Origin of the sequence: Streptomyces sp. NPDC058955, assembly GCF_042741435.1 — a bacterium.
Classification (GTDB): Bacteria; Actinomycetota; Actinomycetes; order Streptomycetales; family Streptomycetaceae; genus Streptomyces.
Map to the genome: position 1 here is coordinate 64,379 of NZ_JBHYKM010000022.1, position 17,009 is coordinate 81,387.

Consider the following 17,009-nt stretch of genomic DNA (forward strand, 5'->3'; position numbering starts at 1 on the left):
GGGCATCTCGTCGCGCCGCCGCCGCACCCCTACACACGCTGGCCCGGCGCCCGACCGCCGCGGCGCGCCACTCCCAGCTATCTCCCGCGCGCCCCGCGCCCCCCCCCCCCGATCCGCATCCCAGGGGGGCACACGATGACATGGCAGGCCTACCACACGCACCAGGAGGGCGACACCGACTGCGGACCCGCCTGCGTGCGCACCGTCCTGCGCCGGCACGGGGTCCACGTGGACGCCGCGATCCTCCGGGAGTCCGTCGGGCTCGGCGAGGACGGCGCGAGCCTGCTCCGGCTCCAGCAGGTCCTCGACGACTACGGCGTCGACTCCCAGGCGTTCCGGCTGACCGTGGACGAGCTCCGCCAGGCTGTCGGACTCGCCGGCCCCGTCATCGTCCTGACCAGGCATGACGGCCTCGCACACTTCGTTGTGATCATGGAGGCCCGGCCGGACGGTTCCTTCACCGTCAGCGATCCCTGGTTCCACCGGCCCAGGACCGTGACCGCCGAGGAGCTCGCCGACACCTTCTCCGGCGAGGCGCTCGTCTCCGAGACTCCCCCGGTCGGCGTGGGCCGACGGAACCGGCTGGCGCAGGCCTGGCGGCGGAGCGTCTTCGTCGGAGAGCTGCGCGCGAACCGCCGGACGCTCACCGGGGTCATCGCCCTGACCCTCCTCGTGGCCGCCCTCTCGATCTCCAGCAGCATCTATCTCCAGATCTCCGTCGATAAATTCGTGCGGTCCGACAGAATCAGCACCCTGACCTTCACCTCACTGGCCTTCGTCGGAATGGTGGTGGCCGCGGGAGCACTCCAGTACATTCGCGGACTCGTCATCGTGGGCTTCGGACAGCGCATACAGAGAAACCTTTCCGAAAGGTACGTGGAAAAGCTTCTCGGTCTGCCGTCGCGCTTCTACGCCGGGCGGCGGACCGGAGACCTGGCGAGCCGTCTCGATGACATCCAGGGAATCCAGACGCTCCTGACGTCCACGACGATCGGCGTGTCCGTGGACGTCGCCGTCGTGATTCTCGTCGGCGGTTATCTCGCGTGGTCGAGCATGCCTCTCTTCGGGATACTCGTGAGCGCCGCGTTCATCACCGTCGTGTCGTCCTGGTTCCTCTATCGGGGAATTCGCGAGGCGTCCGAGGAATCACTGCAGCGGGACGCCACACTCAAATCCGAGCTGATCAACATCCTCGACCACCACGAAGTGGTCTTCTCGCACGGGAAACGCGCCTTCGCGGCCGGGCGAATCTCCCACGCCCTGGCGCGGCGCATCGACGCCGAGACGAGGCTCGGGCGGCTCGACAACCTGGCGGCCGTGATCCGGCTGGTGACCCACGGGTGCTTCGCCGTCATCGTGACCTGGGTGGGCCTCCTCCAAGCGCACGGCGGCCGGATCTCCCTGGGGCACGTGCTCGGCTTCATCTCGCTGTCCGGGTACTTCCTCACCTCGCTGGTGAACATCTCCACCCTGCAGACCACCCTCCAGCGCAGCTCCGCCGCGATCGGCCGCTACCGCGACGTCATGACGCAGCGCGACCGCGCCACCGCCCTGCCGTCCGTCGCCGAACCCACCCCGGACACCCGCCCGGGCACCCGCCCGGAGGTCGACCTCGTGGCACGCGACCTCACCTTCGCGTACCCGGGCACGGCCCGCCGGGTCCTGGAGGACGTCTCCCTCTCCGTGCCCGCCGGAAGCGCGGTGCACCTGGCGGGGGCGAACGCCTCGGGCAAGAGCACCCTGCTGAAGCTCCTGGCCGGCCTGTACGTCCCCGACGCCGGGGCGGTCCTCGTCGGCGGCGTCCCCCTGGACCGCCTCGCGCCCGGGACGCTCCCTCGGAAGGTCCTCTATCTGCCCGAGATCCCGCTGATCGTCGACGCGACCGTCTGGGAGAACCTGACGCTGGGGGCGCACCACTCCCGGGAGGAGGTCGACCGGGCGTGTGCCGTGGCCGGGGCGACCTCCGTCGTGGACTCGCTCGACAAGGGCTACGACGAGGTGCTCCGGGAGGACGGAACCCTGCTGTCCCGGGGACAGCTGCAACGGCTCGCCCTGGCCCGGGCGGTGCTGATCCGCCCCGACGTCTTCCTCTTCGACGAGAGCTTCAGCGGCATCGACCAGGAATCCTTCGTCCGGATCTGGGAGTCCCTGGCCCTGACGGGCGCCACTCGCGTCCTGGTGGCCCACCGCGAGGTCGACGCCCTGCGCTGCGACCTGACCCTGCGCCTGGACGACGCGCCCGCCGCCGCGCCCGCCCCGGCCGCCGCCGTCACGAAGGAACCCGTGTGAACCTCTCCGACATCCTCGACCGGGCCTGGGCCGAGGAGCCCGGCCGGCCGACCGCGCTCGGCCGGGACCTGCGGCTCGTCCGCGCCGTCGCCCCGGAACTGCTCGCCCTGACCGTCCCGGCGGACTCGTACGCCGATCTCGCCGCCGGCTACCGGCCGGAATCCCGCCGGCCGGATCCCCTGGGCACCGTGACCGCGGTCGTCCTCACCCGCGACGAGGAGCGGACCATCGGGGCGTGTCTGCGCGCTCTCACGGACGACTGCGACCGGCTGCTGCTGGTCGACGCCGAGTCCGCCGACGCGACCCTGCGCACCGCCGAAGCCGCCGTCCCGCACGTGGAGCACGTCGTCCGTGCCTGGACCGACGACTTCGCCGCGCAGCGCAACACGGCCTTCGAGCACGTGCGGCCGGGCGGCTGGATCGCCCATGTGGACGCGGACGAGACCCTGTCTGAGGGGAGCCGGGGACGGCTCCGGGCCGTCCTCGCGGCGCTGGACCACGTCCTGCCCGACGCGGACTTCGTGGTCTCCCCCCGGATCCTCGACACCGGCGGCGAGTGCCACACGAACACCCGGCGGATCCTGCGCTCCGGTACCGCCCTCCGGTTCATGGGCCGCGTCCACGAACGCCCGTACGACGCGCGGGGCGGCCTTCCGCCGGGTGTCGAAGTGGACGTGACCTTCCACCACTCCGGCTACGAGCCCGGGACGATCGCGCGCAAGGGCAAGGCGGAACGGTACGCGCGCCTGCTCGGGCTGTGTCTCGCCGAGGAGCCGTGGAATCCGAAGTGGCACTTCTACGCGGTGCGCGACGGCATGGTGGGGCACCGGCCCACCGCCGAGGAGGCCCGCTCCCTGTTCCTGCGCCTCCAGGAGGCCGACGCGCTGTACGAGGCCGAGCCCCCGCCCGGCGCGGCGCCCCTGTCCGACTACGCGACCGAGCGGCGGACCGACGGCCTGGTCCTCCGGTGCGAGCTGGCGCTGGGGTTCGGCGGCGGGCGCGAGATCGCGGAGCTGGCGCCGCTGCTGCGAGCCGGAGGACGTCTCCTGGAGGCCTCGTACTACGAGGTGTTCGCCGATTTCAGCGGCCTGCTCGGCCGCGCCTCGCAGCTGCTGGACCGGCTCTCCGAGGGGATCCGGCACGAACGGCCGGACAACCGGGGACTCGCGGGTCGCAGCTACGACCTCCAGGCGCTGCTGGCGGTGACCTGCGGTCGCTACGACGAGGTGTCCCCGCTGCTGGAGCAGGCCCGGTCGCGCCGGGCCGGGACCCTCACGACGGCCACCCTGGAGTCGCTCGCGGCCGGACTCCCGGACTGGCGGCCCCCTCACACCTCGTAGACCGCGCCCGCCTTCGCCAGCTCCGCCGGGCCCCCGTACACCGCGCGCGCGTCCGCGAGGTTGCGCCCGCCGTCCGTCCACGGCGGGATGTGGGTGAGGACGAGCCGGCCCACCTCGGCCCGGGCCGCCTGCGCGCCGGCCTCGCGGCCGTTGAGGTGGAGCTCCGGGATGTCCTCCTTGCCGTGGGTGAAGGACGCCTCGCAGAGGAAGAGGTCCACCCCGTCGGCGAGGCGGTGGAGGGCTTCGCAGACGCCGGTGTCGCCGGAGTACGCGAGGGACCGGCCGCCGTGCTCGATCCGGATGCCGTACGCCTCCACCGGGTGGCACACCTTCTCGGTGCGGATCGTGAACGGGCCCAGCTCGAAGGTGCCCGACCCCAGCGTGCGGAAGTCGAAGACCTCGCTCATCGAGGACGGCGAAGGGGTGTCCGCGTACGCCGTGGTGAGGCGCTGCTCGGCGCCCTCGGGGGCGTACACGGGGATCGCGTCGCAGCGGCCGCCCTCGTGCCGGTAGTAGCGGGCCACGAAGTAGCCGCACATGTCGATGCAGTGGTCCGCGTGGAGGTGGCTGAGGAAGATCGCGTCCAGGTCGTACAGGCCGATGTGGCGCTGCAGCTCGCCGAGGGCGCCGTTGCCCATGTCGAGGAGCAGCCGGAAGCCGTCGGCCTCGACGAGGTAGCTCGAACAGGCCGATTCCGCGGACGGGAACGACCCGGAGCAGCCGACGACGGTGAGCTTCATAGGAGCGTGAACCTCCGTGGACGGGTGCGGTCAGGCACGCAAAGGGGAGGGGGAGGCCGTGCGGTCAGACGAGCGTAAGGCGCACGGGGGCCGGTCGCTCCTTCGTGGCGGCCCGTTGTGGGCGAACTCACGGGCTCTGTCACCGGTTCGGATGGACGGCGGGGCGCGGCGGCGCGGTGCGCCGGGCGCCGGTAACGTCATGGGGTATGGACACGTCGTGGTGGCCCGCGCTGGTCGCGGTCGTGGTGATCGCGCTGGTGGTGGTGGTCGCGGGAGGGCGGACGCGGTCGTCGTCCGTGCGGACCCGGCCGGCGGGTCGGCCGGCGGGGCGGACCCGTCCGCCGGGGCGGCCCGCGGTACGGAAGCCGGGCGCGCGGGAGCCGCGGGCGCGGGAGATCTGGTGGGCCGAGGTGCCCTTCGAGGACGGGCCCGGCGCCAAGGACCGGCCGTGTCTGGTGCTGTCGGTCCGCGGGGACCTCGCGCTGGTCGCGAAGATCACGAGCAAGTACCACGACGAGCGGCCCGGGGTGATCGCGCTGCCGCCGGGGGCGGTCGGGGACGCGCGCGGGCGGCCGAGCTTCCTGGAGACGGACGAGCTGCGGGACGTGCCGCTCGGGGAGTTCCGGCGGCGGGTGGGTGAGGCGGACCCGGTCGTGTGGGACCAGGTCCGCCACCTCGCGCGCTAGCGGACGCGCGGCCGGGCGCGCGGCTCCGGCGTCACGCCCAGAGCTGGCCCTGGACGGTCTCGATGGCCTCTTCCGTGGTCCTGGCGGTGTAGAGGCCCGTCGAGAGGTACTTCCAGCCGCCGTCGGCCACGACGAAGGCGATGTCCGCGGATTCGCCGGCCTTGAGGGCCTTCCTGCCCACTCCGATCGCGGCGTGGAGGGCCGCGCCGGTGGAGACGCCCGCGAAGATGCCCTCCTGCTGGAGGAGTTCGCGGGTGCGGGTGACGGCGTCTGCGGAGCCGACGGAGAAGCGGGTGGTGAGGACGGAGGCGTCGTACAGCTCGGGGACGAAGCCCTCGTCGAGGTTGCGGAGCCCGTAGACGAGGTCGTCGTAGCGCGGTTCGGCGGCGACGATCTTGACGTCGGGCTTGTGCTCCCGGAGGTAGCGGCCGACGCCCATCAGGGTTCCTGTCGTGCCGAGGCCGGCGACGAAGTGGGTGATGGACGGGAGGTCCGCGAGGATCTCCGGGCCGGTGGTGGCGTAGTGGGCGCCCGCGTTGTGCGGGTTGCCGTACTGGTAGAGCATCACCCAGGTCGGGTTCTCGGCGGCGAGCTCCTTGGCGACGCGCACCGCCGTGTTGGAGCCGCCCGCCGCGGGGGACGAGACGATCTCCGCGCCCCACATGGCGAGCAGCTGCCTGCGCTCCTCGCTGGTGTTCTCGGGCATGACGCAGACGATGCGGTAGCCCTTGAGCCGGGCGGCCATGGCCAGCGAGATGCCGGTGTTGCCGCTGGTCGGCTCCAGGATGGTGCAGCCGGGGGTGAGGCGGCCGTCCTTCTCCGCCTGCTCGATCATGTGGAGCGCGGGGCGGTCCTTGATCGAGCCGGTCGGGTTGCGGTCCTCCAGCTTCGCCCAGATGCGGACGTCGTCCGAGGGCGAGAGCCGGGGGAGGCGGACGAGCGGCGTGTTGCCGACCGCCGCCAGCGGGGAGTCGTAACGCATGGGATCAGACCATGCCGCCGGCGACGGCCGGCAGGATCGTGACGCTGTCGCCGTCGGTCAGCTTGGTGTCGATGCCGTCGAGGAAGCGGACGTCCTCGTCGTTCAGGTAGACGTTGACGAAGCGGCGGAGCTTGCCGCCGTCCACGATGCGGGCCTCGATCCCGTTGTGGCGGGTCTCCAGGTCGGCGAAGAGCTCGGCGAGGGTCGCGCCGCTGCCCTCGACGGCCTTCTCGCCGTCGGTGTAGGTGCGGAGGATGGTCGGGATGCGGACCTCGATGGCCATGGCGTGGACTCCTGTCGGAAGTGACGTGGTGGGCGTGCTGCTGGGGCCCCCGCGCGGAGGGGGTCGTACGTGCGTGCGCTCGGCCGGCGCTCAGAGCGCGGCGCGGGATGAACAGATCGCGCTGGCGAGGCGGCAGAGGTCGACGTGCAGGCGTGCCACGAGCAGCACAGTGCCCGGAGTCTCTTCGCTCACGTCGTGGGGAACCATGCGGTCATCGTATCGATTCCCGTACCGGGTTCCGGAATGTGATCTCAGATACTGGATGTTTTCCGACCGCCTGCCGGACAGCCCGGCGTGTACCCCCGGGCGTATCCCTAGACGTACTCCTCCACGACCTTGACGTCCTCCTCCTCCACGACACCGTCGACGATCGTGTACGAGCGGAACTGGAAGGGGCCGGCGGCGTCGGTGTCGGCGGTGGAGACCAGCACATAGTGGGCGCCGGGCTCGTTGGCGTAGGTGATGTCGGTGCGGGACGGGTACGCCTCGGTGGCCGTGTGCGAGTGGTAGATGATCACGGGCTCCTCGTCCCGGTCGTCCATCTCGCGGTAGAGCTTGAGGAGGTCGGCGGAGTCGAACTCGTAGAAGGTGGGCGAACGGGCCGCGTTGAGCATCGGGATGAACCGCTCGGGGCGGCCCGAGCCGACGGGTCCCGCGACGACGCCGCATGCCTCGTCGGGGTGGTCCGCGCGGGCGTGTTCCACGATCCGGTCGTACAGGGCCCGGGTGATGGTCAGCATGACGACAGGATAAGCAGACGGGCCGCCTCGTACCGAGGAATGGTACGAGACGGCCCGGATGTCGAGACGGTGCAGGTCAGGAGCGCTTGGCGAAGGCGGCGCCCTCGGGGTTGCGGGCCTTGAGCACCAGGTAGGCGACGGCCAGGAGCAGGCCCCAGACCGGCGCGCCGTAGAGCGCGACGCGGTTGCCCGCGTCCATGCCCATGGTCACCACGACCAGGCCGATGAAGGCGAGGGCGAAGACGCTGGCCCAGATGCCGCCGGGGGCCTTGAAGGAGGACTGGGGCAGTTCGCCGCGGTCGGCCTTGAGGCGGTAGCGGATCTGGCAGACCAGGATCATGATCCAGGCCCACATGCCGGAGATGGTGGCGAAGGAGACGACGTAGTTGAACGCCTCGCCGGGCCACTGGTAGTTGATCCAGACGCCGACCATCATGAGCGCGGCGGAGAAGGTGGTGCCGACGAGCGGGGTGCCGCTCTTGGTGAGCCGGGTGAAGAGCTTCGGGCCCTGGCCGTTGAGCGCGAGGTCGCGCAGCATGCGGCCGGTGGAGTACATGCCCGAGTTGCAGGACGACAGGGCCGCGGTCAGGACGACGAAGTTGACGATCGCGGCGCCGATGCCGAGGCCCATCTTCTCGAAGGCGGCGACGAACGGCGAGACGCCCGGCTGGAACTCGGTCCACGGGACGACCGACAGGATCATGATGAGCGCGCCGACGTAGAAGACGGCGATGCGCCACGGCACGGTGTTGATGGCCTTGGGCAGGACCGTCTCCGGGTCCTTCGACTCGCCGGCGGTGACGCCGACCAGCTCGACCGCGAGGAAGGCGAACATGACCATCTGCAGGGTCATGAGGGTGGAGCCGATGCCGTTCTCACCGGCGAAGAAGCCGCCGAGGTCCCACAGGTGGGTGATCGAGGCGGTGTCGCCGGCGTCGGAGAAGCCGATCGTGAGGATGCCGGCGCAGATCAGGATCATGCCGACGATGGCGGTGACCTTGACCATGGAGAACCAGAACTCCAGCTCGCCGAAGAGCTTCACGGAGATCAGGTTGGCGCCGTAGAGGATCACGGTGAAGACGAGGGCGGAGATCCACTGCGGGATGTCCCACCAGTACGTCATGTAGGTGGCCGCGGCGGTGACTTCGGTGATGCCGGTGACGACCCAGAAGAGCCAGTACGTCCAGCCGGTGACGAAGCCCGCGAAGGGGCCAATGAACTCCCGCGCGTACTCCGAGAAGGAGCCGGAGACGGGGCGGTACATGAGGAGCTCGCCGAGCGCCCGCATGATGAAGAAGATGACGAGGCCCGCGAGGGCGTACGCGAGGATCAGGCTGGGGCCCGCCTTGGAGATGCCCTTGCCCGCTCCGAGGAAGAGGCCGGTCCCGATGGCGCCGCCGATCGCGATCATCTGGATCTGGCGGGCGCCGAGTGCCCGGTGGTAACCCTCGCCCGAGGCGGAGTCCGCGGCCTCATTGCCGTCGTGCTGCTTGTCGACCCGCACTGAGGTCATGGTGGTGCGCCTTTCTCCATGCTGATCCGCGCGACGTCGTCTGCTGCGGATCAGGTCCTGATCCCCCCGGATGTGGATGGAGTGCCACCGGCGGTCAGCCGGCTCAAGCGCCCTCGGGAACAGGGGTGGCGTCCCCGAGTGGTCGTGAAGATTTATCACGCGCTGGGGGGTGATCGACGGAGATGCGTATGGCGCACGCCACGAAAATGCGGCGGCAAAAGGGACACAAGAGGACGAGGTGCCCGCCCTGATAACAAGTTCGTTATCCGGATTTGAGCGTCCGCTGAGCGAACACCCCGCTCCCGCCGTCCGTCAGGACATGAGCGTCTCGACCAGTGACTCCTGAAGCGCGCCGAGCCAGAGGTACGCCATCACCATCGGCTTGCGCGGATCGCTGTCCGGCAGCCGGTAGAGCCGCTCGCTCTCCTCGTCCTCGGTGATGTCCAGCCGGGTGGCGATGGTCAGCCGCAGGTCGTTGAGGGTGCCGAGCCAGGACCGGGACTCGTCCGGGGTCAGCTTGAGGACCGCGGACTCCTCCGGACCCTCGCTGCTGAGGCCGTCCAGGGCGCGCACCACCGCGAGGGCGTCCTCGCGCTTGCGGGCCCGCAGGTCGTTCTCGGTGAAGCGGCGGAAGTCGGCCGCGGCGGCCCGCAGCTCCTCGCTGTCGTCCGCGTACGCGTCGGGGAAGAGACGGCGCAGGGCGGGGTCGGACGGCGGTTCGCTGGGGCCCTCGGCGAAGAGGGCGGCGAGCGGGTCGGCGTCCGCGTCGGGCTCGTCGCCCGGGCCCACCAGTTCGAGCAGCTGGACGGCGAGCGAGCGCAGGATGGAGACCTCGACCTCGTCGAGGGCGACGGCCGCTCCGCCGCCCGGGACGGCCTCGAAGTGGCCGGCCATCAGCCGCGGTCCTGGGAGAGCGTCGCCCACAGTCCGTAGCCGTGCATCGCCTGCACGTCCCGTTCCATCTCCTCGCGGGTGCCGCTGGAGACCACCGCGCGGCCCTTGTTGTGCACGTCGAGCATCAGCTTGTGCGCCTTGTCCTTGGAGTAGCCGAAGTACGTCTGGAAGACGTAGGTGACATAGCTCATCAGGTTCACCGGGTCGTTGTGCACGAGGGTGACCCAGGGGACGTCGGGCTCGACGACCGCGGAGACCTCCTCGGCCGACTCGGTCCGTTCGATCTCGATAGGCGCGATGCTCACTTACCCCATGCTGCCACCCGGGACCCCCTGTCGCACAAACGGGCCACCCCCCGACCCCACTATTCGTCAGTCTGACGAATAGTGGGGTAGCATCATCGGCATGAACGCTGCGGACCTTGGGCTCCCGGTGGACGTGCCGTCGACCGCGCTCTTCACCGACCAGTACGAGCTGACCATGCTCCAGGCGGCCCTCCGGGCCGGCACCGCCGACCGGCGCTCCGTCTTCGAGGTCTTCACCCGGCGGCTGCCCGAGGGGCGGCGGTACGGCGTCCTCGCCGGCGTCGGCCGGGTCCTGGACGCCGTCGAGAACTTCCGCTTCGACCCGGCCGTCCTCGGCTTCCTGCGCGAGCGGGCGATCGTCGACGAGCCGACCCTGAAGTGGCTGGCGGGCTACCGCTTCTCCGGCGACATCTGGGGCTACCCCGAGGGCGAGGTGTACTTCCCCGGCTCCCCCGTGCTGCGCGTCGAGGGCTCCTTCGCCGAGTGCGTGCTCCTGGAGACGGTGATCCTCTCGATCCTCAACCACGACTCGGCCATCGCCGCGGCCGCCTCCCGCATGTCGGCGGCGGCCGGCGGACGCCGGCTGATCGAGATGGGCGCCCGCCGCACCCACGAGCTGGCCGCCGTCGCCGCCTCCCGGGCCGCGTACGTCGGCGGCTTCGAGGCCACCTCCGACCTCGCCGCGGGCTTCCGCTACAACATCCCGACCGTCGGCACCTCCGCGCACGCCTTCACCCTGCTGCACGACAGCGAGCGGGACGCCTTCCGGGCCCAGATCGACAGCCTCGGCCGGGGCACGACCCTGCTCGTCGACACCTACGACGTCGCCGAGGCGGTCCGCGCCGCCGTCGAGATCGCCGGGCCCGAGCTCGGCGCCGTCCGCATCGACTCCGGCGACCTGCTGCTCGTCGCCCACCGGGTCCGGGCCCAGCTGGACGAGCTCGGCGCCCGGGACACCAAGATCGTGGTCACCTCCGACCTCGACGAGTACGCCATCGCCTCGCTGGCCGCCGCGCCGGTCGACGCGTACGGCGTGGGCACCCAGCTCGTCACCGGCAGCGGCCACCCCACCTGCTCGATGGTCTACAAGCTGGTCGCCCGGGCCGCCTCGGCCGACCCGAAGGCCCCGCTGGTCCCGGTCGCCAAGAAGTCGCTGGGCGGCAAGGCGTCCGTCGGCGGCCGCAAGTGGGCCGCGCGCCGCAAGGACGCCGACGGGGTCGCCGCGGCCGAGGTCGTCGGCACCGGCCAGGTCCCGGACGCGCTCGCCGCCGACCAGCTCCTGGTCGAGCTGGTCAAGGGCGGCGAGGTGGTGGCCCGGGAGCCGCTGGCGACGGCCCGCACCCGGCACATCGCGGCCCGCGCCGGGCTGCCGATGTCCGCCATCCAGCTCTCCCGCGGCGAGCCGGTGCTGCCGACGGAGTACATCTAGAGATACGTCCAGAGCCCGGTGACTCCCCCTCCCGAAGCGGAGGCGGAGTCTCTAGGCTCGGGCCCACCCCTTCCGACCACCCGAGGACCCGCCATGCACCGCGCACTGATCGTCGTGGACGTACAGAACGACTTCTGCGAGGGCGGCAGCCTCGCCGTGACGGGCGGTGCCGACGTCGCCGCCGCCATCACCGAGCTCATCGGCGAGGCGGCCGGCTCCGCGTACCAGCACGTCGTCGCCACCCGCGACCACCACATCGACCCGGGCGCGCACTTCGCCCCGGCCGGCCAGGCGCCGGACTACGTCGACTCCTGGCCGGTGCACTGCGTGGCCGGCACCGAGGGCGTCGGCTTCCACCCGAACTTCGCCCCCGCCGTCGCCGGCGGCGCCGTGCAGGCCGTCTTCGACAAGGGCGCGTACGCCGCCGCGTACAGCGGCTTCGAGGGGCAGGACGAGAACGGCGAGACGCTGGCGCGGTGGCTGCGCGAGCGGGACGTGACCGAGGTCGACGTGGTGGGCATCGCCACCGACCACTGCGTCCGGGCGACCGCCCTGGACGCGGCCCGCGAGGGCTTCCGCGTGCACGTCCTGCTCGACCTCACGGCCGGGGTGGCCCGCGAGACCACTGACCGGGCGCTCGCGGAGCTCCGCGAGGCGGGCGTGGAGCTCACCGGCGAGCCGGTCGTCGCCTGAAGCCCCGGGCTCAGGCCGCGGGGGCCTTCGGCAGGGCGCGGGCCGGGTGCCACAGCTCCTGGGCGGCGCCCGGCGTGGATCTCCACAGCAGCCCGTCCGGGTGGTGCAGCACGGCCGTGATCTCGTCCGGCGTCGGCGGCTCGGCGTTCCCCCGCAGGTAAACCGACCGCAGGCCCAGGTTTCGGAGCCTGGTCAGGGCCCTGGCCCGGTTCGCGGCGTGGACGAGGAAGCGGACGGTCGCGCCGTCCCCGGCCGGGCTGGGCAGCCCTATCGCGACCACCACACTGCCTCCCGGCAACTTGCAGAACCCTCCACCGGGCATGCGGAACCACTCCCCCGTGAGCCGACTGTCAATAAGGAGTCCATGAGAACTCGGTCAGCTGCACCTAAACACGATCGGCCGCCGCCCGCTAGAGGGCGACGGCCGATCATGCTGTGACCTGCAGTTTTACCGGATCGCTAGTGGATCACCGGGTCGACGGGCCCACCCGGACCGTGATCGTCTGGCCGTTCTTCGGCTCCTTGACGACCTCGATCTTGGTGTTGGTGTCAGTGACCTTCACGCCGGCGCGCTCGGTCTCCTGGAACCAGTACGTGCCCTTGCGGTCGTCGAAGACCGGGTTGCCCGGCTGCGAGCGGACCCAGGTCGGCGCGTCCTTGAAGTGCAGCTGGAAAGCGTCCGTCCGGTACGTTCCGAAGGTGGAGTCGTACGCCTGGACGCGGTTGCGCATCAGGGAGCCGTCGTTCCACTTCAGCGGGGTCGGGTGGGCGTCGATCGGGAGGATCAGACCCTGGCCCGGGTGCTGGGAGGTGTTGTTGTCCTTCTGGGACAGGTCCCACTTCCAGATGAGCAGACCGTTCTGGTACGGGTAGTGCTCGACCCAGCTCGCCTTGTCGCCGGTGAAGCCGAAGTTGTACGGGCCGACCTTGAGGGTGGCGTCGTACGAGACGTACTGGCGGTTCTCGGCGATGTAGTACTGCTCGTACTCGTTGGTGAAGCCCTTGCCGACCCGCGAGAAGCCCTTGGCGGTCCAGCCGTTGTCGCCGTTCTCCGCGCCGTCCGCGAAGACGGAAGCACCGTCGGCGGTCAGCGTGATGGCGTCGGCGGTGAAGCCCTTGCCGCCCGCGCCGCCGTCCGTCTGGTAGCGGAAGCGGAGGTCGAACTTCTTGCCCGCGTACGCCGAGAGGTCGTAGACGAGCTTCTTGTGGGCGCCCGAGACGTCGGTCAGCGCCGGGGAGCCGGCCGCGTCGCGCGGGAGGGCCACGCCGTCGGCGGTGCCGTCCACGGCGGTCCAGTTGGCGCCGCCGTCCGTCGACACCTCGGTGTAGAGGTAGTCGTACTCGGCCTCGATGTCGTACCAGCCCTGGAGCTCCAGGGAGGCGGACGACTTGCCCGTCAGGTCGACGGAGCGGGTGAGGGTGTTCTTGAGGTCGTCACCCATGTCGCTCCACCACTGGGCCGAACCCTCGGCGGGGGCGACGATGTCGGTGGTGACGGCCTTCTTCGGCAGCTCGACGACGAGCGCCTGCGGGTTCTTGGTGTTGTACTCCGCCACGCCCAGCTTGTGGGTGGTCTTGGAGGCGCGCAGCTCGTCGCTCACCTTGGCGTAGTTGAGCCAGCCGAGCTGGAGCTTGTCCCAGGCGTTCATGTCGCCGGGCATGTCGCCGATGGAGTCCTTGCCCAGGCCCAGCCAGGAGCCGGAGGACATCAGCGACCAATAGCCGGTCGAGTTCTCGCCGCCCGCGGTGTCGTACAGGTCCGGCAGGCCGAGGTCGTGGCCGTACTCGTGGGCGAAGACGCCGAGGCCGCCGTTCTCCGGCTGCATCGTGTAGTCGCCGACCCAGATGCCGGTGTCGCCGATCGGGGTGCCGCCGGCCTTGTTGTTCTCCGGGCCGGTCTTGCCCGCGCTGGTGCCGTAGGCGTACCAGCGGTGCGCCCACAGGGCGTCCGTCTCCTGGGCGCCGCCACCGGCCGACTCGTCCTCGCCCGCGTGGACGATCTGGAAGTGGTCGATGTAGCCGTCGGCCTCGTTGAAGTTGCCGTCGGCGTCGAAGTCGTAGCGGTCCCACTGGTCGTAGGTCGCCAGGTCGGCCTTGATCTGGGCGTCGGTCTTGCCCTTGGCCTTCTGGTCGGCGACCCAGGCGTTGACGCCGTCGCGGACGGTGTCCCAGACGTTGGCGCAGTTGTTCTGGCCGCAGTAGTTGGAGCCGTAGCGGGCCTCGTTGTACGGGACCTTGACCCAGTCCGAGACCATGCCGTCGACCGAGTAGCGGCCGGACGAGGTGCGCTCGTAGTAGGTCTTCAGCGACTGCTTCTGCTGCCCGGTCTTCGGGTCCTTGCCGGAGCCGAAGTACAGGTCCTCGAAGTGCTTCTGGTCGTAGTCGGCCTGCCACGCGGTCGAGTTGTCCTTCGACCGGTCGGGCTCGGCTATCGCGTTGTGCAGCGGGCCGGGCGTGCCGCCGAACTTCGGCTTCAGCTCGTCCGTCTCGTCGTCCTTGCGGTCGACGAGGGTGGTGGTGTCCACCTGGTCGCCGAACTCGACCAGGATGGTGAAGATCTTGTCGGTCTTCTCACGGCCGAGCTCGACGTACTTCTTCGCGTCGAGCTTCACGACCTGCGAGCCCCCGCGGCGCTCGACCTTGGCCTCGCCCTTGAGGACCTGCTCCAGGGCGGCCTTGCGCTGCTGCGCCTGCTGCTCGCTGAAGGGGCCTTCGAGGTCGTGGTCGACCGTGGTCTTCTCGGCGTCGTTGCCCGGAGCCGGGTCGTGGCGGACGTCCGCCGCCGAGATCCTGCCGTCCTCGTTCGCCCAGGCGGTGCTGAAGGTCGAGGCGGTGGCGGCGGTGGCCGCGAGCGCCACGACGACCGCGGACGCCCGAATCGCCCGTCGTCTGTTGGTCACTTGGTGTCGTTCCTCCCCGGCGCCCACGCCTCGGGACCAGGAGGTGGGGTGTCCCGTCCGGCAGGGCGCGCGTCACAAGTGACGACATTCGACCGGAGAGAGACGAGAAAAGACAGATCTTGACTTGCACACACCAAGTGCACTATGCGGGTGTCGAAATCCGGTATGCGGACGGTCAAGCCGGGTACATCACGGGAAAGTTCGGGTGCGCGAGGCCGCTGCGGCCCGCTCCGTGCCCGGCCCGTGCCACCCGTGCGCCCCCCGTGCTCCGGCACCGTGGGTCAGGTCACGCTTACCCGCCGTTCCGCCCGGGCATCGAGCGTCGTAGAGTCGACCGGGAGTCCGGAGGGGCGGTATCCGTCATGCAGCGTCCGAACGCAGCGCAGTACGCCTACGGTTCGGCCGTCGTGGTCCTCGCGACCGCCGCGCTCCTGCTCCTCACCGGAGCCACCGGCCCCCTCGGCGTCGCCGCGGCCTGTCTCGCCGGCCTGCTCCTCGGCGTCCTCGTGGCGGTGACGATGCCGGGAGGCGCGCGACCCGTCAAGACCCCCGCCGGCACCGGCGCCAGGACCGGGAACGACGCGGTCCGGGTACCGGCCGCGCAGGTGGGCGCGGGAGCCGATGCCCGGACCGGTCCGTGAGAGTCCGTCCGCTCCGCCGGCGGTGCCGGCCCTGACTACTGGGGCACGGTGACGACCACCGTCTTCGCCGCCTTGTCGTGCAGGCCCTGCTTGTAGGGCTTGTCGACCAGGATCAGGATCAGGATGAGCAGCGGCCAGAGGCAGGCGCAGCAGATCAGCGCGGGCAGCCAGAGCACGATCGCGCGCAGCAGCGACTGGCTCATCGGGGGCGTGGAGCCGTCGTTGAGCATGGCGACGCGCAGCTTCATCAGCCGCTTGCCGAGGGTCTGGCCGCGCTGCGCCGTGAGCACGGTGTCGTACGTGACGTAGGCGACGATCGTGAGCAGCTGGAAGACCAGCTGGCCGCCGCCGGTCCAGGTGGCCTGGAAGTCGTCGCCGTCGACCGTCGCCCGGTCGTAGATGTCGAACGGGATGCCGATGATCGCCAGCGGCACCGCGATGATCACCCAGTCGATGAGCCGGGCGAGGACGCGGCGTCCGGTCTCGGCGAGCGGCGGCATCCCGGAGAGCGGGTCGGTGCCGCCGTAGCCGCCGCCGTAACCGTCGTACGGGGGCGGGGGCGGGTACGGGTTGTCGTACGGGCTCCCGGGCGGCGGAGGCCCCGGCGGCGGGCCCTGGGGCGGCTCCGGCGGCCGCTTGGCGAAGGGGTCGTCGTCGGGGGGCGGGCCGGGCGGCGGCTGGTCGGTGCTCATGGGGGCATCGCATCCCGGCCACCGGGGGCCCGCAACGGCTGGGCCCCCGTTCGGGGGACCGGCTCCCCCGGCGGGTCGGCGGGGTCAGACCCGGGCGACGAAGGTGCCGGCCGCCTTGTCGTGCCAGCACTGCCGCCACGGGCGGTCGAAGACGCACCAGACCACGTTCAGCACGCCGATCACCAGCAGGCCGAGGAAGGTGTACAGGAACCAGCGGCGCAGCGCCCGGCCGAAGGTCGGCGGCTCGTGCGCCTCGATGTCCCGGACCTGGATCCCGCACAGCTTCTTGCCGAGGGTGCGGCCCCACTTGGCGGTGGGCAGCGCCTCGTAGAGCAGGCCGAGGACGAGCATCAGGCCGAGCGCGATGCCGAACTGGACCGAGGTGGTGCCGTCGACGAGCCAGACCTGGACGGTGACGCCGGACCGCTTGGCGGCCTCGATCTTCTCCTGGATGTGGTCGAGGGCGGCGGTGACGAAGGGGTAGCCCGCGCCGGCGGCCATCGCGCCGAGGAGGAGGGTGTCGACCACCCGGGCGAGGAGCCGGCGGCCGAGCCCGGCCGGGGGCGCGGAGGACTGCTCGCGCGCGGCCTTGAGGAAGGGGTCCTCGACCGGCGGCTTCCACGGCACGACCGGCTGCTGCGCCTGCTGTTCGGCGGGGGCGGGCGGCTGCGGCTGCGGCTGGGCCCAGGAGGGCGCGGCGGGGGCGGGAGCCGGCGCGGGCGCGGGGGCCGGGGCGGGGGCCGGGGCCTGCTGGACGTGCGGGTGGGGCTGGGGGTGCGGGTGGGCCTGCGGCCGCGGCTGTCCCTGTCTCTGATACACAACTGACGCTGCCGACGACTGTACATGTGTAGAGCTAGGTGTGCGCAGGAGCCTTCAAACGAG

Annotated in this window: 18 protein-coding genes; 6 read left to right on the plus strand and 12 right to left on the minus strand. The window is 71.1% G+C overall.

Going from position 1 to position 17,009, the window contains the following annotated elements; translation table 11 throughout:
* The first annotated feature begins 135 nt into the window (after window positions 1-135).
* Both ACFW1I_RS11845 and ACFW1I_RS11850 read left to right on the plus strand, forming a co-directional pair.
* Entirely contained in the window at window positions 136-2,289 is a 2,154-nt protein-coding gene (locus tag ACFW1I_RS11845) for a peptidase domain-containing ABC transporter (protein WP_384668993.1), read from the plus strand.
* On the plus strand, window positions 2,286-3,629 hold the full coding sequence (locus ACFW1I_RS11850; RefSeq protein WP_384668995.1) for a glycosyltransferase: 1,344 nt from the start codon (window positions 2,286-2,288) through the stop codon (window positions 3,627-3,629). Before ACFW1I_RS11845 ends, ACFW1I_RS11850 begins: the two co-directional genes overlap by 4 nt.
* On the opposite strand, the gene ACFW1I_RS11855 is transcribed toward ACFW1I_RS11850, so the two are convergent.
* Window positions 3,617-4,369: an MBL fold metallo-hydrolase gene (locus ACFW1I_RS11855; RefSeq protein WP_384668997.1), complete on the minus strand. Its 753-nt coding sequence runs from the start codon at window positions 4,367-4,369 to the stop codon at window positions 3,617-3,619. The genes ACFW1I_RS11850 and ACFW1I_RS11855 overlap by 13 nt on opposite strands.
* A gap of 206 nt (window positions 4,370-4,575) precedes the next feature.
* Here ACFW1I_RS11855 and ACFW1I_RS11860 point away from each other — a divergent pair, with 206 nt between their 5' ends.
* A complete protein-coding gene (locus tag ACFW1I_RS11860) occupies window positions 4,576-5,055 on the plus strand; it encodes a type II toxin-antitoxin system PemK/MazF family toxin (RefSeq protein WP_384668999.1) in 480 nt (159 codons plus the stop codon).
* A gap of 31 nt (window positions 5,056-5,086) precedes the next feature.
* Here the strand turns inward: ACFW1I_RS11860 and ACFW1I_RS11865 are convergent, their stop codons facing one another.
* The 7 genes from ACFW1I_RS11865 to clpS all read right to left on the minus strand — a co-directional run bounded on the left by ACFW1I_RS11865 (window position 5,087) and on the right by clpS (window position 9,772).
* The gene (locus ACFW1I_RS11865; protein WP_384669001.1) at window positions 5,087-6,037 is read right to left on the minus strand and encodes a PLP-dependent cysteine synthase family protein; all 951 of its coding nucleotides are present in this window, start codon (window positions 6,035-6,037) and stop codon (window positions 5,087-5,089) included.
* Between the two features lie 4 nt (window positions 6,038-6,041).
* A complete protein-coding gene (locus tag ACFW1I_RS11870) occupies window positions 6,042-6,320 on the minus strand; it encodes a MoaD/ThiS family protein (RefSeq protein WP_031011677.1) in 279 nt (92 codons plus the stop codon).
* A 90-nt stretch (window positions 6,321-6,410) separates the two neighbouring features.
* The gene (locus ACFW1I_RS11875; protein ID WP_384669003.1) at window positions 6,411-6,527 is read right to left on the minus strand and encodes a putative leader peptide; all 117 of its coding nucleotides are present in this window, start codon (window positions 6,525-6,527) and stop codon (window positions 6,411-6,413) included.
* Window positions 6,528-6,634: 107 nt separating this feature from the next.
* Window positions 6,635-7,060 carry a Mov34/MPN/PAD-1 family protein gene (locus tag ACFW1I_RS11880; RefSeq protein WP_031011679.1) on the minus strand — a complete coding sequence of 142 codons (426 nt, stop codon included), beginning with the start codon at window positions 7,058-7,060 and terminating at the stop codon, window positions 6,635-6,637.
* A 76-nt stretch (window positions 7,061-7,136) separates the two neighbouring features.
* Entirely contained in the window at window positions 7,137-8,573 is a 1,437-nt protein-coding gene (locus ACFW1I_RS11885; protein WP_384669004.1) for an amino acid permease, read from the minus strand.
* 312 nt (window positions 8,574-8,885) lie between these two features.
* Entirely contained in the window at window positions 8,886-9,467 is a 582-nt protein-coding gene (locus ACFW1I_RS11890; protein ID WP_384669006.1) for a DUF2017 domain-containing protein, read from the minus strand.
* The gene (gene clpS, locus ACFW1I_RS11895; RefSeq protein ID WP_282695576.1) at window positions 9,467-9,772 is read right to left on the minus strand and encodes an ATP-dependent Clp protease adapter ClpS; all 306 of its coding nucleotides are present in this window, start codon (window positions 9,770-9,772) and stop codon (window positions 9,467-9,469) included. Before clpS ends, ACFW1I_RS11890 begins: the two co-directional genes overlap by 1 nt.
* A gap of 100 nt (window positions 9,773-9,872) precedes the next feature.
* Between clpS and ACFW1I_RS11900 the strand changes: the two genes are divergently transcribed.
* Both ACFW1I_RS11900 and ACFW1I_RS11905 read left to right on the plus strand, forming a co-directional pair.
* Window positions 9,873-11,201 (plus strand): nicotinate phosphoribosyltransferase, encoded by a 1,329-nt coding sequence (locus tag ACFW1I_RS11900; protein ID WP_384669008.1) that lies wholly within the window; start codon window positions 9,873-9,875, stop codon window positions 11,199-11,201.
* Window positions 11,202-11,294: 93 nt separating this feature from the next.
* Complete coding sequence (locus tag ACFW1I_RS11905; RefSeq protein ID WP_384669009.1) at window positions 11,295-11,894, plus strand: isochorismatase family protein; 600 nt, start codon at window positions 11,295-11,297, stop codon at window positions 11,892-11,894.
* Between the two features lie 10 nt (window positions 11,895-11,904).
* Here the strand turns inward: ACFW1I_RS11905 and ACFW1I_RS11910 are convergent, their stop codons facing one another.
* Window positions 11,905-12,216 carry a hypothetical protein gene (locus tag ACFW1I_RS11910; protein ID WP_384669010.1) on the minus strand — a complete coding sequence of 104 codons (312 nt, stop codon included), beginning with the start codon at window positions 12,214-12,216 and terminating at the stop codon, window positions 11,905-11,907.
* 145 nt (window positions 12,217-12,361) lie between these two features.
* The gene (locus tag ACFW1I_RS11915; protein ID WP_384669012.1) at window positions 12,362-14,794 is read right to left on the minus strand and encodes an immune inhibitor A domain-containing protein; all 2,433 of its coding nucleotides are present in this window, start codon (window positions 14,792-14,794) and stop codon (window positions 12,362-12,364) included.
* A gap of 362 nt (window positions 14,795-15,156) precedes the next feature.
* On the opposite strand from ACFW1I_RS11915, the gene ACFW1I_RS11920 reads away from it, so the two are divergent.
* Window positions 15,157-15,435, plus strand: a complete 279-nt coding sequence (locus tag ACFW1I_RS11920) for a hypothetical protein (protein WP_384669013.1) — start codon at window positions 15,157-15,159, stop codon at window positions 15,433-15,435.
* A 35-nt stretch (window positions 15,436-15,470) separates the two neighbouring features.
* On the opposite strand, the gene ACFW1I_RS11925 is transcribed toward ACFW1I_RS11920, so the two are convergent.
* Both ACFW1I_RS11925 and ACFW1I_RS11930 read right to left on the minus strand, forming a co-directional pair.
* Window positions 15,471-16,127: an RDD family protein gene (locus ACFW1I_RS11925; RefSeq protein WP_384669015.1), complete on the minus strand. Its 657-nt coding sequence runs from the start codon at window positions 16,125-16,127 to the stop codon at window positions 15,471-15,473.
* A gap of 84 nt (window positions 16,128-16,211) precedes the next feature.
* Window positions 16,212-16,946 (minus strand): RDD family protein, encoded by a 735-nt coding sequence (locus ACFW1I_RS11930; RefSeq protein ID WP_384669017.1) that lies wholly within the window; start codon window positions 16,944-16,946, stop codon window positions 16,212-16,214.
* Window positions 16,947-17,009: the final 63 nt, after the last annotated feature.